The organism is Leptospiraceae bacterium, assembly GCA_016708435.1.
GTDB lineage: Bacteria > Spirochaetota > Leptospiria > Leptospirales > Leptospiraceae > UBA2033.
In genome coordinates, this window is sequence record JADJFV010000033.1 from 108903 (window position 1) to 122593 (window position 13691).

Consider the following 13691-nt stretch of genomic DNA (forward strand, 5'->3'; position numbering starts at 1 on the left):
CGCTAATACTGATTTCCGTAAATGGAGCCTATAAGTTGACGATAGAGGACAAGGGAAAAGGGAATAAATACTGTATCTGTTTCCCTAATTCCTTCTTCATAACGGCGAAATTCTTTTAATATGATGCGAGCATCGGCAGTCGTATCTAAAAGTCCATTGTAAACGATTTCGGTATTTGTAAGTAGCGGCAAAGTTCCCTTATCCGACTTCAGTTTTACAGATAGCTCTCGGAGGTTAATGATTGTTCTCCGTATATCGGGTCGATTTTCTTCTAATGTATTGTGAGAGGCAATGAAAAAATCATCATAGTATTTTCCAGAAGGAGAGTGATAGGGGACATTTCCATCTTTGGGATAAATCGGCTTAAAGAATGTGCTCTTATCATCTTGAAAACTTCCCGGTTCAATGTCTATACTTCTTCCTGAAAAACTAGTTTTATTTTTAAATTTTACATCGTAGTTTTCCCAGAGAGTAATCGGTTCCCGCATAATGAGTGTTAGCTCAATGGCATGTGATTTTCCTGATTCAAGAAATCTTTGATCGGGAACATCTTCTACCGGAACTTTTTTAATTTCTTGAACGAGTCCGAAGTCAACTCCCTTGACAGAGACTTCTGTTCCTTCTCTAAGACCATCGATACGTGTGTAGTATAATTTCATTCGATAGGGATACATTGCATCCGTATTAGTTTTTTCAACGATAGTATAGTTGAAGCTAAGACCGAGTAGCCCGAAAAAAAATAAACCAACTATCGTATATTTCATTTTTTTACCTTTAGCGAAACCATTAACTCTTTGAGTTCTTCGCCCATAAAATCTATGTATTTTAAATCTCGACTCATCTTCCATAAGTTAATTGAACCTTCATAAATCAAAGCCATTTTGCGGGCAACTTTGTCTAAGTCGGTTGCTTTGTCGATTAACCCTTTACTTGATTGTTCTTGTAGGTATTTTTTATAAACAGAAGTCCAACTAAGCTCAATCTCTTTGAATTTAGAATTGAACTTTGTATTGCTTATATCAAGTTGATTTAGAAAATTTACGAATGGGCATCCATTGTATTTCTTTACCTTGCTCCATTTCTTTATTACACTTACCCATTTTGCTGCGAAGTCTTCTGGTGTCTTACTTGAATTCATAAGTGTCAGCAGAAAATCCCGATTAACCTCTTCTTGCTTTGTAAGATATTCTATCCCTAGTTCATCTTTGGATGGAAAATAATAATAAAAGGCGGGCTTGGTGAGTTTACATTTATCTAGAATATCTTGAACAGATGTATTCACAAAACCTTTCTCATAAATTAGCTCCATGGCTACTTTTAAGATTTTTTCTTTGGTTTTGTTTTTATTCTTTCTAATCATTGCACTGCGGCTAATTTTGCTTGTCTGCGACTTCGATCTTCTAATTCTCGTTCCGTTCCAAGATATTTAACACGAGTTCCCATTACATGATCAAATAGAGGAAACGTAACACAAAAATTCATATCCTGGTCAGGTCCCATATGGTGGTCGTAATGCCAGGGTAGATTTTCTCTTCCCCAGTCAGGGTCTAGGTGAGATTTCTTATGCACATAATAGTAATAACCCCCTGAAAAGAAAATTCCAGCTACAAAACTCGGAGAGATAAGAGCTAGAGGCAAATGAGCAATACCTCCAAGAACAAGTCCGGCTAGTTCTTTACTCTGTGGATTCCATTCGAGTAGGCTGCGCTCATACGACGGGTCTCTAAAATTATTTTGTCTCGTTAGTTTATGATGCTCTCCCCAATGAAATCTCCAAAAGCTATCCTTCTTCTTTCCTTCTTCGTGGAGTAAGTATTTATGTGCAACCCACTCAAATGCATTCGCATAAAATAAGCCAGTTATAAAGCCTAACATAGATTAACCTCTCTCTTTTTATTTTCTTACAATTTCTCTAACATTTTTAGCTAAGATTTTACTTTTTGTCTTTTCTAAATTTTCTTTTACTCTAAATTTTACAATCTTTGTGATGAGACTGACTGGTAGCGGTTTGTCGATTGGAAATTTTATGGCACCTTTAGAGTTTTCATATTTAGATAGGTCTTCTTTGAATTCTTCTATTCCAGATGCTGTCGGATAAAATCCAATATGGGAATTCCAAGCCGCATAGTATACTAGCATTTTATCTAATTGAAATGCGGGCATATTATAGCTGATAAGTTCTTCCGCCTTTGGAGCCGCAGATTTAATAATAGAGCGCATACTCTTAAGTAATTCCTGAATTTCTGTTGGAAAGGTTGCTATGTATTCTTCTACAGTCTTAAATTTTATTTGTGTTTTGCTGCTCATTTTCTCTCCTAGAAAAAATATTTATAATACAAAGGCTACTAAAGAAAGATCACCGAAATGGAAAATTTTGGCAAGCTGATTTATTATCCAATTCAATATGTATTTATGATAACTTCATTATAATGAAAGTCGCAAGATACACTTCTAAAATACTGAGTGGAATTGCAAAGTAAAGAATTGATATAGGCAAAACTCCCATATTTCCAATGACTAACCACATTAATACAAAGCCTGCGAACCAAGCAATAAAGACTGTTTCTAGCAAAGAAAACTTTTTAGAGATCGTATAAATTGTAATGGAAAAGGCTAACGACCATATACCCCAAATAGCTCCATTGATTGGACTAGAAGGGAATATGAGTCCAAGACTCTCGTAGTGTTTCGTCCAATGGGTTTTTAAAATAAATTCATTGCGAGCAAATTCAGAAATGCTGATCCATAAGAATGCTAGTAGAATGGCTGTAACTGTTTTCATTAAAACTCCTATCTTCAATGTAAATCATTTTAAAAACCAATTAATTTTGTAAAGTTGAAAAAGGCTCTTCTTGTTTTACAGACTTTCCCCATATCGTTTGAAGAAATCAAAGTAGTTTGTATTTTGCCGGAAAGATTTCCCCTTTGGATTTTGTTCTTTTGTATTTTCGCAATCGTAAGTAAAATCAGAATTATTTGTTTTAATAAAATTAAGAGCTTTGGCTGATAGCCCAACTTTTCGGGCTATTGCATAATAGTGACTATATCCATACACATTCCTAAACTTTTTCTTCTTGAGTAATTTCTTCTCCAGTTTTGTAAGATAATTGGTTAATAGCTTCTGATCATTCTTTACTTCCACAAATTTATCCTTTTGAAATTTATACAGGACTGGTAAAAGCTTTCCGGTATAATGTGGGTCTGGCTCTAAGGTATTGTAACAATTATTGATTTTAAATTTATAGTATTTGAAATCTGTTAAAATCAATTCTTTATTCTTATCTCGGTCTAAATCTCTGAGGCTAAACTCTATTATGTCCTCAACGGCTCCTTGCTTGAGTTCCTTGTTTTCCAAATAAAAATAGTATAAATTGGAACTAACCATTCCTTCTCCGCCGGTAGTTGCTTGAATGAAGAAAATTTTTTTTCCATTGATCTTTTTCTGTTTTGTTTTAATGATGAAATGCATTCCAATTAAGGATTCGTGTAATACTTTATTTGTTTTTACTTCGATGATTTTTATTTCGGAGACAAAACTAGAAACCGGTCGGACATGAACTTTGTGATCGCTCCCCCAATCATACTCTGTGGCAAACAGCATTTTTCCCGTAAAAAATATTAGAAGTATGAAAATGAAATGTCTATTTATCAATTGGCTTTGCCTCAATACTTGAATCTGTGATATAGAGCGGATAGCCGCACTTCTCATAATAGGAAAGAATAATGTCAGCAATCTCTTCTTCGAATTTATATTTATCTACCTCTTTTATTCTTTCGACTGAGATAAAATTATTATCTAGATAAATAGATTCGACTTTTTCTGTTTTAAATAGTAATTGAATCAAGTTAGGAAGTGAGCTATCAAATTGCTCTTTAGTCAACGCGTAAGTCTTGACTGGCGAATCAGGAAATACGACATACCTATCTAGTTGAAATACAAAGATAGAGTCATTCGATCTAGTTGATACTTCCAGGTGAACGTTTGGATAATGAAAGTAAGCCTCTTCTTCTGAGTGAAAGTCTATATATGAGCCCCGTAAAAATAATTCATCTTGCTCGCTTATGATGAGTGGTATAGGATAATCGTTTAAAGTCTTGCGAATAGATTTGTAATCGTCGAAGCCAACCTGACAAAGAATTTTTTCCTTTTGATAGACTACCACTACTTTGAATGCTGATTTGACATTAGCCGGTCTATTTTCTAAATGATTTTTTATTTTTTGAATTGCATTGTCGGAAAATTGTAAAGGAGACAGATTTACACTAATTGATTTACGCGGTTCTAGGAGAGAGAATAGCTTTGAAATTAAACTCATAATTACTAGAATATTTATATCTATTTGTTTTACAAAATTATTTTCCAAATTTCTCTATGCATTTTATTTTTTGCTTAAGGTTTTAGAATTATGTCCGATAAAACTCTTATGAGTATAGTATATTCTAAACCGCGGAGCTGCCCTTTGCTCCAGTAAAATGTGTGGATTAAACACACACGTAAGTGAGGGCAACGTCTCTCATTTATTTTTTGCGTTTACTATTCGATTTTCTCTTTTTTATATATGTGTGCATACACCTCATTAGCCAAAGTAAATGCAAAAAGAAATTCAAATCATAAACATCGATACCAAGCATCGAGCACAGGCGATAGAATTAGTAAATCAATTCTTTCGGCAAGTGAATGCAATGAAACTCGATGGAGTTTTTAAGATTAAGCCAAGAGCTGCAGTTAAGATGGTCGATATTTATTTAAAGCTCCAAGGCACGGGCAAAGTCGTATTTGTCGGTGCTTTCGAGGACGATGAATTAGTTTCCTTACTCATAGCTCGAACAGAAGAAAGACCTCATTTAGAAGAGGAAAAAATTTTATACATTGATCTGGCTGTTACCAAGAGAGGTCGTATGAAGAAAGGCTATATGCATTCTCTTCTGGATTATACCGAAAGCTGGGCAAAGAAAAAAAAGATTCCTGTTATCGAATTACGGGCTATAACAGAGAATCGCGATGCTGTTCGATTCTGGGCTAATCGTGGTTATTCGGACTTTTATATCCGATTTCGTAAGATTGTGAAAGGCTAATAGTAACTAGACTACGACTCGTTTTATCTCACGCGAATTCACAGGCTGAATAATTCCTAATTCGGTGACGATACCGGAAATATACTTTGCAGGCGTTACATCAAAAGATGGATTGAGTGCTCTTGCTTTAACAGGGGAGAGAATACCTTTTGGAAGGTAAGGATTTCCATTTAAATCTTTTAAGAAAGAATTTTGCGTTAGCTCTTCTTCTTCTCTCATCTCGATTGGAATTTGCGATCCATCTTTAATGGAAAAATCAAAGCTAGTCTTAGTTGCTGCCACATAAAAAGGAATTTTATTTTCCTTTGCGACAATAGATAGTGCATAGGTTCCAATCTTATTCGCAGTATCACCGTTAGGCGCAATTCTATCTGCACCAACAATCACCGCATCTATCTTTCGATTTTGAAATAACCAGGCACTCATTCCTTCTGCGATAATATAGCAGGGAATATTTTCTTCTTGCATTTCCCAGGCTGTAAGCCTTGAGCCTTGTTGGTAAGGTCTTGTTTCATCTGCATAGACCGTGAGTTTGTAACCTGCATCTCGAAGAGAGCGGATAATGCCGATTGCCGTTCCATGCCCTGCTGTAGCAAGTGCGCCGGTATTGCAATGAGTCAGAATGGAAAGTTCTTTTGGTCTTTTAGGAAAAAGACTTAAACTGTTTTTCCCAATTTGTAGATTCCATTTTAAATCTTGTTCTAAAAGAGATAATGCATATTTTTCAGATAATTGGATTAGCTCTTTCAGAGTCTTGGTTAAATATACGGTCTCGGTTATTAATTTTAAATAGTCTTCAATAGCAAGTCGGAGGTTAACAGCCGTTGGTCTCGACTCTAATAGAGTCTTTGTCTTGCGCAAAAAATTATTGTATACTAATTTCTCTTTTGCATTTTTTAATTCTAAGACTAATCCGAATATGCCGGTCAAGGCAATTGCAGGCGCACCGCGAACTACCATCGACTTTATGCAGAATATTACGTCTTCTAAAGACTTACAGTCGATGAATTCTTTACTCGCAGGAATCTTTCTTTGGTCAAGAAGAGAAAGTCTATTTCCTTTCCAAAGTATTGATTTGAGAATTTCTCTTTGCGCCATCATTGCTTTTGACTAAAAATAAAGGCAAAGGTAAGCTGTATCTTCCTTCACTCTCAATTGGAATTTTTCGTTAGCCGCTACTGTAAAAGATTCATTCTTTCCAAAATCTTTCCATTCTGATTCACCCGGGAGTTTAACAGTGAGTAACCCTGAGATGACAGTCATAATTTCTTTTTGTGAAGTTCCAAATTCATAGTGTCCGGGTGCCATTACCCCCACAGTGGCAGGCGCCTCATTTGTTTTAAATCCGATTGATTTTACTTTTCCTTCAAAATACTCATTTACTTTAAACATAATCTTCCTTCTTAATTAACAATAAAACTACTCTTTTTATAAAATGATTTTATTACAAGGAAAAACTCTTGCCTTAATTACTCCTAGTCTTTTTATATAGACAATATGGCAAAAAAAATCTCCACTGTAATTTTCTTATTTTATTTGTTTATTTTTTCCCTAACGTTTTGTAAAGACCAAAGTAGAAATCTGACAATCATTTCCGGATCAGAAAACGAATCGATGGAACCAATCATCAAGCGATTCGCTGATGAAAACAATTTAACAATTAATATGAAATACAAAGGCTCTGTCGATATCATGATAGATCTTGCTAAAGAAAATAATGAGTTTGATGCAGTCTGGCCTGCCAGCACTCTTTGGGTAGGACTCGGTGATACAAATAAAAAAGTAAAACACCTAAAGTCTATCATGACATCGCCTATCGTATTTGGAATCCGAAAAAGTTTGGCACTTGAACTTGGTTTTGTAAATAAAGAAGTAACTGTCAAAGATATATTAAGTGCGATTCGTTCTAAGAAATTAAAATTTATAATGACTTCTGCTACTCAATCAAACTCTGGTACCTCAGCGTATCTCGGATTTCTATACGCTCTCCTTGGCAATCCAGAAACGATTACTGAAAAGGATCTCGCAAATCCTACTTTAAGAAAAGATATGAAAGAACTGCTAAGAGGTATTAACCGCTCATCTGGTAGTTCCGGCTGGCTCAAAGAACTTTTCTTAAATGGAAAATATGATGCAATGGTAAATTACGAATCTCTAATATTAGAAACTAATAAAATACTTGTCTCACGAGGAGAGGAGCCTCTTTATCTAGTCTATCCAATTGATGGAATTGTTATTTCTGATTCCCCCTTAGGCTATATCAATTCGGGAAATCAAAAGAAAGAAGAATCTTTCAAGAAATTACAAGACTATCTTTTATCAGAAAAGATTCAAAAAGAAATTTTACAATCAGGACGACGAGTGGGATTTGGTGGAACAATTGAGAACTCAGATAAAACTGTGTTTAATCCAGATTGGGGTGTTGATACACAAAAAATTATTTCTCCTATTAAACTTCCCTCTGCTGATATTATTCGAAAAGCACTTAGCATTTACCAGCAAGATTTTAGAAAAAGTTCTTATACTGTATTCTGTCTAGATTTTTCTGATAGCATGACCGGCAAAGGTGAAAAAGAATTAAAGGAAGCAATGAATTTACTTTTAGATAAGAAAAAAGCAGAGCAATACTTTATTAACTTTTCTCCCTCGGACAAAATTGTTGTTATCCCCTTCAGTGATATAACAATTGATACTTGGAAAGCTAACGGCAATAATCGGAAAGAAATTGAAACTCTAAACTCGCAGATTCAAGAATTGGCGCCAAGTGGGGCAACTGATATTTATTCTCCTGTTATAGAAGCCCTTGCAGAATTGGAAAATATTGATACAGACCAATACTCTCCTGCAATTATTTTGATGACGGACGGAGTCTCAAACTCTGGAAAGGAATTTGCAGACGTTAGCCGCAAATATAAGAACGCAGGAGTAGACATTCCTGTGTTTTCCATTATGTTCGGTGAAGCTTCGGAAAGCCAATTAAAAGAAATTTCTAAACTAACTCACGCGCGAGTATTTGATGGTAGATCTGATTTGATACAGGCATTTCGAACAGCCAAAGGTTATAATTAATGAAAAATTTTCTTAAAGATAAAGTAACCGTAAAAGGAAATTTATTTGCGGGGTTAACGGGTGGTAGCCTATTCTCGTTTTTCTTTTTGTTTTTAAATCTTCCGCTCACTGTATCAGTGCCTGCGTCTATCGTTTCTTATATTGCAGGGCTAATGATTTTTGCTAAAGCAAATAAAGATTACAATTTGAATTTTGATATTGGTTCCGGGGAAGGGAAAAGATCGAAAGAAATTTTACAAGAATTTCTAAAGAAAATCAATGATTTAAAATTTCATGCGTCTTCTATCAAGAATGCAAAGATTAAGCAAAAGACGGATGAAATTATTTTAGTTGTAGAAAAAATTTATTCTAATTTCGAAAAAGATCCTTCGGATATCACACAAGCGAGACAATTTCTTTTGTATTATATGGAATCTACTGTAAAAATCATTCAACTATATGTCGACTTGAGTTCACAGGATTCCAATTCTAAAGAATTAAAAGCCGCTCTCGTAAGAGGGGAATCAATTTTAGATTTGATTTTACATGCGTTTCAAGTGCAGCAATCACGATTTTTGAGTAATGATGTAATGGATTTTAATACAGAGATAGAAGTGTTAGAGAAGACTTTAAAAATGGAGAGCATGGAGTAAGATATGGATGATTTGAATAAAATAATTGGCGTAATAGTATTAGCCGCAATGATTGGAGCCGGGATCTTTTTTAAAATGTATAAGTCCGATTCTGATGCAATCGTTTTAAAGGGTTATATCGGAGGAGAGAAGGCAAATTTTCTTGAGAACGAAAAAGTTAAAAAAATTTTAAAGTCAAAATATAAAATTATCATAGAATATTCAAAAGCTGGCTCTATCGAAATGGTGCAAAGCTCTCCTGTGGATAATATGGATTTTCTCTGGCCTTCGAGTCAAGTAGCCCTCGAATTATTTAAAATTAAGAATCCAAAGAAGATTGTAAAGTCTGAGATTATTTTAAATTCTCCCATCGTTTTTTATAGCTGGGATTTAGTGGCAGATGCACTTATCAAAGAAGAAATTGTAACAAAAAAAGAAAATTCATTCTATATCAGTGACTTCAAAAAGCTAATACAAATTATCTCCTCTAAGAAAAAATGGAATGATATTGGTTTAAAAGAATTGTATGGAAATATTCTTATTCTCTCAACTGATCCAACTAAGTCAAATTCAGGAACAATGTTTGCTGGGTTGCTCGCAAATATAATAAGCGGAGATACGTTAGACGAAAGTTCTCTTCAAGAAGTGGGAGCCGAAGTAAGAGATTATTTCGCAAGACTCGGTTATATGGAAACATCTTCTTCTGATTTGTTTGAACAGTATTTAAAAACAGGAATGGGTGCAAAACCAATCATCGCCGGATACGAAAATCAAATTGTAGAATTTTCAATTGAACATGCTGACTTCTGGCCGAAAGTAAAAGAGAAAATTCGAATCCTATATCCGATTCCTACTGTTTGGAGTTCACAACCACTGATTATTTTAAATCCAAGAGCGGTTCATTTAATCACTGCCTTACAAGACAAAGAGATACAACAGATCGCATGGGAAAAACACGGATTTAGAACTGGAGTGATTGGACAAGAGAATGATCCGAAAATTTTAGAAGTCGTTGGTATTCCTGAGAGCATAACGCAGGTTGTTCCCATGCCAAATCCAATCATCATGGAAAAATTAATCAAAATAATTAAACCCTGAATTAAATAAACTATGAGTAAACTTCCGATTCACGAAGTATTAGAAGAAGTAAAGAATACTCTTAGAGCAAATCAGACCGTAATTTTAGAAGCGGCACCGGGAGCAGGCAAGACTACTGTTGTTCCTATTTCGCTACTCGAAGAAGAATGGTTGAGAGGCAAATCGATATTACTCTTAGAGCCAAGGCGACTCGCTGCGCGCAATGCTGCAAGTCGTATGTCAAATACTCTGAAAGAAGAAGTTGGTGGAGTTGTAGGTTACAGAATTCGTTTTGAATCGAAGGTTAGCTCTCGCACTCGAGTAGAAGTAGTGACAGAAGGAATTTTTACAAGAAGAATTCAATCTGATCCCGAGCTAAAAAACGTTGGGCTTGTTATCTTTGATGAATTTCACGAGAGAAATTTACAAACCGATCTAGGACTAGCACTTGCTCTTGAAGTGCAATCAGCATTACGCGAAGACTTAAAGATTTTAGTCATGTCTGCGACGTTAGACGGGAAAATGCTTTCTAGTTTTTTAAGTGCACCTGTTGTTAAGAGTGAAGGGCGAGTCTATCCTGTTGATGTTCGTTATACCAATGCATCCAAAGATAAATTGAATGTGGCAATTCTTTCTGCAATTAAAACTGCTCTAGCGGATAAGGGTGATATACTTGTATTCCTGCCAGGCTCAGGTGAGATTAGAAGAGTCCAAAGAGAGCTAGAAGAAAACTTTAATCTTGTGAATACTCTTATTTGTCCGCTCTATGGAGATCTTTCTCCAAAAGACCAAGAGATTGCGGTGAATCCAGATAAGTCTGGAAGAAGAAAAATAATATTATCCACAAACATTGCAGAGTCCAGTTTGACGATTGAAGGAGTAGGCATTGTAATTGACTCCGGTTTTTGTAGGATACCGCGCTTTGATCCTTCTAGCGGAATGTCAAAGCTTGTCACGACTGAGATCGCAAAAGATTCTGTCACACAGAGAACGGGTCGTGCAGGTCGGCTTGGTCCCGGCATCGCCTATCGTATTTGGTCAAAGGAAGAAGAAAAACACTTCGCCGAAAAAACGAAACCAGAAATTTTAGAAACAGAACTTTCTCAATTCTTACTTGAAGTAAGTTCTTGGGGCGCTCAGGTAGAAGATTTACGACTGCTTGATACACCACAGGAAAGTTCAGTGGCTCGTTCCAAATCTCTTTTGCAAAGCTTGCAGCTTTTAGATAAGAGCGGAAGAATTACTGAATTAGGAAAACAAGTCATTAAACTGCCTTTGCATCCTAGGTTGGGGTATATGATTGTTACCTGCTTCCATACAGAGGATTTATACCTAGCCTGTATACTTGCTGCTCTATTGAATGAAAAAAACATTTTCTCTGCAGGTCATTTCAGTTATCGTCAAGCAGACTTGGCTTTACAAATGGAAGAATTCTTAAAAAATCCAAACTCCTACAATGCTAGAAAAATTAAAATCTCTGCTGAGGAGATATTCAGAATTAGCTCCCATTCGAAAGAACAGGTTTTCAAGTCTACTGATTTAGCAAGAATTGGTATCTTGTTGAGTTATGCTTATCCGGATAGAATTGCAAAGATAAGAGAAAAGAAAAGTCTGCGATATAAACTTTCCTCTGGCAAAGGGGCAACTCTTCGCGAGCATGATTCTTTGTTAGGAAATGAATTCCTTGTGATCGCGGAATTAGACGGGGATAACAAAGAGTCAATCGTCTTCTCCGCTGCTAAAATTACACTCGAGCAAATTCTAGAATCTAACAAGAATCGGATTCAACATAAACGAAGTGCAAGGCTAGATGAAAGCACGGGAAGAATCTCTGTAGCAGAAGAAACGATTTTAGGTGAATTGGTGTTAGTCGTAAAAGAAATTCAAGAAGCGGTTACAAGTGATTTGCTTCTTGATGTATGGAAGAATTATCTTACCGACAATGGCTTATCGGTATTACCCTGGACAGAAGATTCTGAGAATTTCAAAATGAGATCTGAGTTTTTACGAACACAGGGAGAAGACTTGCCTTCTTTGGAGGAGGAAGTTTTACTTGCGAGCTTAGATAAGTGGATTCTGCCCTTTCTTGGCTCTACTCGAAAAGTTTCAGAATTAAAGAATCTAGATTTACTTTCCATCTTACAATCCATGTATTCCTATGAACAATTGCAGATTATCACGAAAGAAGCTCCAGAGCGTATGGAAGTTCCAAGTGGCTCTAAAATAAAGCTTGTATACAAAAAAGAAGAAGTCATTCTATCTGTAAAGCTTCAAGAACTATTTGGTCTAATGGAAACTCCGCGTGTTGCTCGCGGCAAAATACCATTAACCTTACAGCTATTATCTCCGTCTCAAAGACCAATTCAAATTACAAAAGACTTAGCAGGTTTTTGGGAGAGAACGTATATTGAGGTTAAAAAGGAATTAGCCGGTAGATATCCAAGACATCCTTGGCCTGATAATCCTAAAGAAGCACAGGCTACAAAGTTTACGAAAAAGAAAGCCTATTCTTCTTGAGGAAGCGCCTTCAATTGTCTGAGCGCGTATTTACCTCTCAGTTCACGCACTCTTAAATGAATCAACTCGCTTAAGCTATCTACCATTTTCTTTTTGTTTGGGTCATCAATTCTAGATTTAATTTTTTCTTTTACTGTATAAAATGCATTAGCCCTAATTTCTTTTGGTAGATTTCCGAAAAGGGATTTTAGAATTTTGATATGTGTATCATTTAAAATTCCCTTTTCATCTTCGGAAATGCATTTGTCTACAAAATCGGCAAGAGGCATTTCTCCTAGAATTTCATCTCTCTCTGAAAGGATTAAAAAGTATATGGTTCGAATCTCTCTTTGTGAAACACGAAGCTTCTCTTCTAGGTTCTGAAAGAAAAAAGATAAATCATCTAGAGTTTGATTTGGCTTTTTTACAACTTCTTTCATGATGAGGTAAATGAGAGTTACGTGCTTCTCACCTATTTCTGGGACATCTTTCTTGAGTCTATTGGTAATGGTTCGAATTGCTTCTTGCACATTAAAATTGGAACTTGCATCTTTGAAAAAAGATTTAATTTCAAATAATAGAATGTCTACAATATACGCATAATCAAGTTTAGTCTTTAATAGATCAGCGCCAGGTCCATGTGCAAGAGCTTCGAGTTTTGCATCTGAATCGCTGAGTGGACTTTTCTCTTCTGTCGTTGATTGCGTCTGAGCGTTGTTAGCCACATATTCTTCTGCGACGGTTTGTAAATGTTGAGCTGCATAAAAAACAGTTTGCACATAAGTTCCAACCAGTTTGATTCGATCTAGAAACTTAGGCATATTGTTTCCATTCTTAATCCAAGTCAAGCATTTACGAACTTGATCGCCTTGCTGTTTTCCAAAGAAAGCAATGTCACCGCCGGAAAGAAAAGGAAAAATATTTTGATTGGCTATGAATTTTTGTGCATCGCTTAGGCTGACAGTGGCTGTGCTAATATCCATTGTGTCAGTGCTGATGAATGAAATTTGAGAAGGATTGCGGGTAATCTTAAAAAAGTCTTCTTCATCCCAGAGACGTTTTACCAGAATATGAATCATCTGGTTATAGCCTATGGTCTTGAGTTTGTTTTGCTTTGGTGGGGGGAAAAAATAGGACTTATTGTTTTTTTTGTCATAAAAAACAGCCTTAATTTCATCTTGAATTCTCTTTTCGTAAGTGGTTCCCCTCTGAAAATTTAGGTAAACCTTTAATGCATTGGCGACAGTATTCTCATCGCTTTGATTTAAGATAATTTGACCTTCTAGATCCTCTAACAACTTGCCCATAAAAACCGTATTAACCTTATTAACATAGGCTCTAAATTTCTTCAAGAATTTATTT

General features: G+C 35.7%; 15 protein-coding genes. 5 read left to right on the forward strand and 10 right to left on the reverse strand.

The window, feature by feature from the left end; translation table 11 throughout:
* Window positions 1–2: 2 nt before the first annotated feature.
* From IPH52_21290 to IPH52_21320, 7 genes are all read right to left on the reverse strand, one after another.
* Entirely contained in the window at window positions 3–764 is a 762-nt protein-coding gene (locus IPH52_21290) for an MCE family protein (GenBank protein ID MBK7057533.1), read from the reverse strand.
* Window positions 761–1360 (reverse strand): TetR family transcriptional regulator, encoded by a 600-nt coding sequence (locus IPH52_21295; protein MBK7057534.1) that lies wholly within the window; start codon window positions 1358–1360, stop codon window positions 761–763. Before IPH52_21295 ends, IPH52_21290 begins: the two co-directional genes overlap by 4 nt.
* On the reverse strand, window positions 1357–1875 hold the full coding sequence (locus tag IPH52_21300; protein ID MBK7057535.1) for a sterol desaturase family protein: 519 nt from the start codon (window positions 1873–1875) through the stop codon (window positions 1357–1359). The genes IPH52_21295 and IPH52_21300 overlap by 4 nt, the downstream gene beginning before the upstream one ends.
* A gap of 18 nt (window positions 1876–1893) precedes the next feature.
* Window positions 1894–2307: a DUF1801 domain-containing protein gene (locus IPH52_21305; protein ID MBK7057536.1), complete on the reverse strand. Its 414-nt coding sequence runs from the start codon at window positions 2305–2307 to the stop codon at window positions 1894–1896.
* 103 nt (window positions 2308–2410) lie between these two features.
* On the reverse strand, window positions 2411–2782 hold the full coding sequence (locus IPH52_21310; protein ID MBK7057537.1) for a hypothetical protein: 372 nt from the start codon (window positions 2780–2782) through the stop codon (window positions 2411–2413).
* A gap of 75 nt (window positions 2783–2857) precedes the next feature.
* Window positions 2858–3652 carry a hypothetical protein gene (locus IPH52_21315; GenBank protein MBK7057538.1) on the reverse strand — a complete coding sequence of 265 codons (795 nt, stop codon included), beginning with the start codon at window positions 3650–3652 and terminating at the stop codon, window positions 2858–2860.
* Window positions 3642–4316 (reverse strand): NifU N-terminal domain-containing protein, encoded by a 675-nt coding sequence (locus IPH52_21320; protein MBK7057539.1) that lies wholly within the window; start codon window positions 4314–4316, stop codon window positions 3642–3644. The genes IPH52_21315 and IPH52_21320 overlap by 11 nt, the downstream gene beginning before the upstream one ends.
* 274 nt (window positions 4317–4590) lie before the next feature.
* Here IPH52_21320 and IPH52_21325 point away from each other — a divergent pair, with 274 nt between their 5' ends.
* Entirely contained in the window at window positions 4591–5076 is a 486-nt protein-coding gene (locus tag IPH52_21325; protein MBK7057540.1) for a GNAT family N-acetyltransferase, read from the forward strand.
* Window positions 5077–5082: 6 nt separating this feature from the next.
* On the opposite strand, the gene mtnA is transcribed toward IPH52_21325, so the two are convergent.
* Together mtnA and IPH52_21335 are read right to left on the reverse strand one after the other, a co-directional pair.
* Entirely contained in the window at window positions 5083–6174 is a 1092-nt protein-coding gene (gene mtnA / locus IPH52_21330; GenBank protein MBK7057541.1) for an S-methyl-5-thioribose-1-phosphate isomerase, read from the reverse strand.
* 12 nt (window positions 6175–6186) lie between these two features.
* Window positions 6187–6468 (reverse strand): pyrimidine/purine nucleoside phosphorylase, encoded by a 282-nt coding sequence (locus tag IPH52_21335; protein ID MBK7057542.1) that lies wholly within the window; start codon window positions 6466–6468, stop codon window positions 6187–6189.
* A gap of 105 nt (window positions 6469–6573) precedes the next feature.
* Between IPH52_21335 and IPH52_21340 the strand changes: the two genes are divergently transcribed.
* Genes IPH52_21340 through hrpB form a run of 4 tightly spaced genes read left to right on the forward strand, consistent with a single transcriptional unit; the run spans window position 6574 to window position 12350 of the window.
* Window positions 6574–8145 (forward strand): VWA domain-containing protein, encoded by a 1572-nt coding sequence (locus tag IPH52_21340; GenBank protein MBK7057543.1) that lies wholly within the window; start codon window positions 6574–6576, stop codon window positions 8143–8145.
* Complete coding sequence (locus IPH52_21345) at window positions 8145–8777, forward strand: 5-bromo-4-chloroindolyl phosphate hydrolysis family protein (protein MBK7057544.1); 633 nt, start codon at window positions 8145–8147, stop codon at window positions 8775–8777. Before IPH52_21340 ends, IPH52_21345 begins: the two co-directional genes overlap by 1 nt.
* Before the next feature lie 3 nt (window positions 8778–8780).
* The gene (locus tag IPH52_21350; protein MBK7057545.1) at window positions 8781–9854 is read left to right on the forward strand and encodes a hypothetical protein; all 1074 of its coding nucleotides are present in this window, start codon (window positions 8781–8783) and stop codon (window positions 9852–9854) included.
* Between the two features lie 12 nt (window positions 9855–9866).
* Window positions 9867–12350, forward strand: a complete 2484-nt coding sequence (gene hrpB, locus IPH52_21355; GenBank protein MBK7057546.1) for an ATP-dependent helicase HrpB — start codon at window positions 9867–9869, stop codon at window positions 12348–12350.
* Here hrpB and IPH52_21360 read toward each other — a convergent pair.
* Window positions 12338–13636 carry a hypothetical protein gene (locus IPH52_21360; protein ID MBK7057547.1) on the reverse strand — a complete coding sequence of 433 codons (1299 nt, stop codon included), beginning with the start codon at window positions 13634–13636 and terminating at the stop codon, window positions 12338–12340. The genes hrpB and IPH52_21360 overlap by 13 nt on opposite strands.
* Window positions 13637–13691: the final 55 nt, after the last annotated feature.

Bases quoted from the DNA above. Each gene is read 5' to 3' on its own strand.
- IPH52_21290 (MBK7057533.1), bottom strand. From the start codon at position 764: ATGAAATATACGATAGTTGGTTTATTTTTTTTCGGGCTACTCGGTCTT.
- IPH52_21295 (MBK7057534.1), bottom strand. From the start codon at position 1,360: ATGATTAGAAAGAATAAAAACAAAACCAAAGAAAAAATCTTAAAAGTA.
- IPH52_21300 (MBK7057535.1), bottom strand. From the start codon at position 1,875: ATGTTAGGCTTTATAACTGGCTTATTTTATGCGAATGCATTTGAGTGG.
- IPH52_21305 (MBK7057536.1), bottom strand. From the start codon at position 2,307: ATGAGCAGCAAAACACAAATAAAATTTAAGACTGTAGAAGAATACATA.
- IPH52_21310 (MBK7057537.1), bottom strand. From the start codon at position 2,782: ATGAAAACAGTTACAGCCATTCTACTAGCATTCTTATGGATCAGCATT.
- IPH52_21320 (MBK7057539.1), bottom strand. From the start codon at position 4,316: ATGAGTTTAATTTCAAAGCTATTCTCTCTCCTAGAACCGCGTAAATCA.
- IPH52_21325 (MBK7057540.1), top strand. From the start codon at position 4,591: ATGCAAAAAGAAATTCAAATCATAAACATCGATACCAAGCATCGAGCA.
- mtnA (MBK7057541.1), bottom strand. From the start codon at position 6,174: ATGGCGCAAAGAGAAATTCTCAAATCAATACTTTGGAAAGGAAATAGA.
- IPH52_21335 (MBK7057542.1), bottom strand. From the start codon at position 6,468: ATGTTTAAAGTAAATGAGTATTTTGAAGGAAAAGTAAAATCAATCGGA.
- IPH52_21340 (MBK7057543.1), top strand. From the start codon at position 6,574: ATGGCAAAAAAAATCTCCACTGTAATTTTCTTATTTTATTTGTTTATT.
- IPH52_21345 (MBK7057544.1), top strand. From the start codon at position 8,145: ATGAAAAATTTTCTTAAAGATAAAGTAACCGTAAAAGGAAATTTATTT.
- IPH52_21350 (MBK7057545.1), top strand. From the start codon at position 8,781: ATGGATGATTTGAATAAAATAATTGGCGTAATAGTATTAGCCGCAATG.
- hrpB (MBK7057546.1), top strand. From the start codon at position 9,867: ATGAGTAAACTTCCGATTCACGAAGTATTAGAAGAAGTAAAGAATACT.
- IPH52_21360 (MBK7057547.1), bottom strand. From the start codon at position 13,636: ATGGGCAAGTTGTTAGAGGATCTAGAAGGTCAAATTATCTTAAATCAA.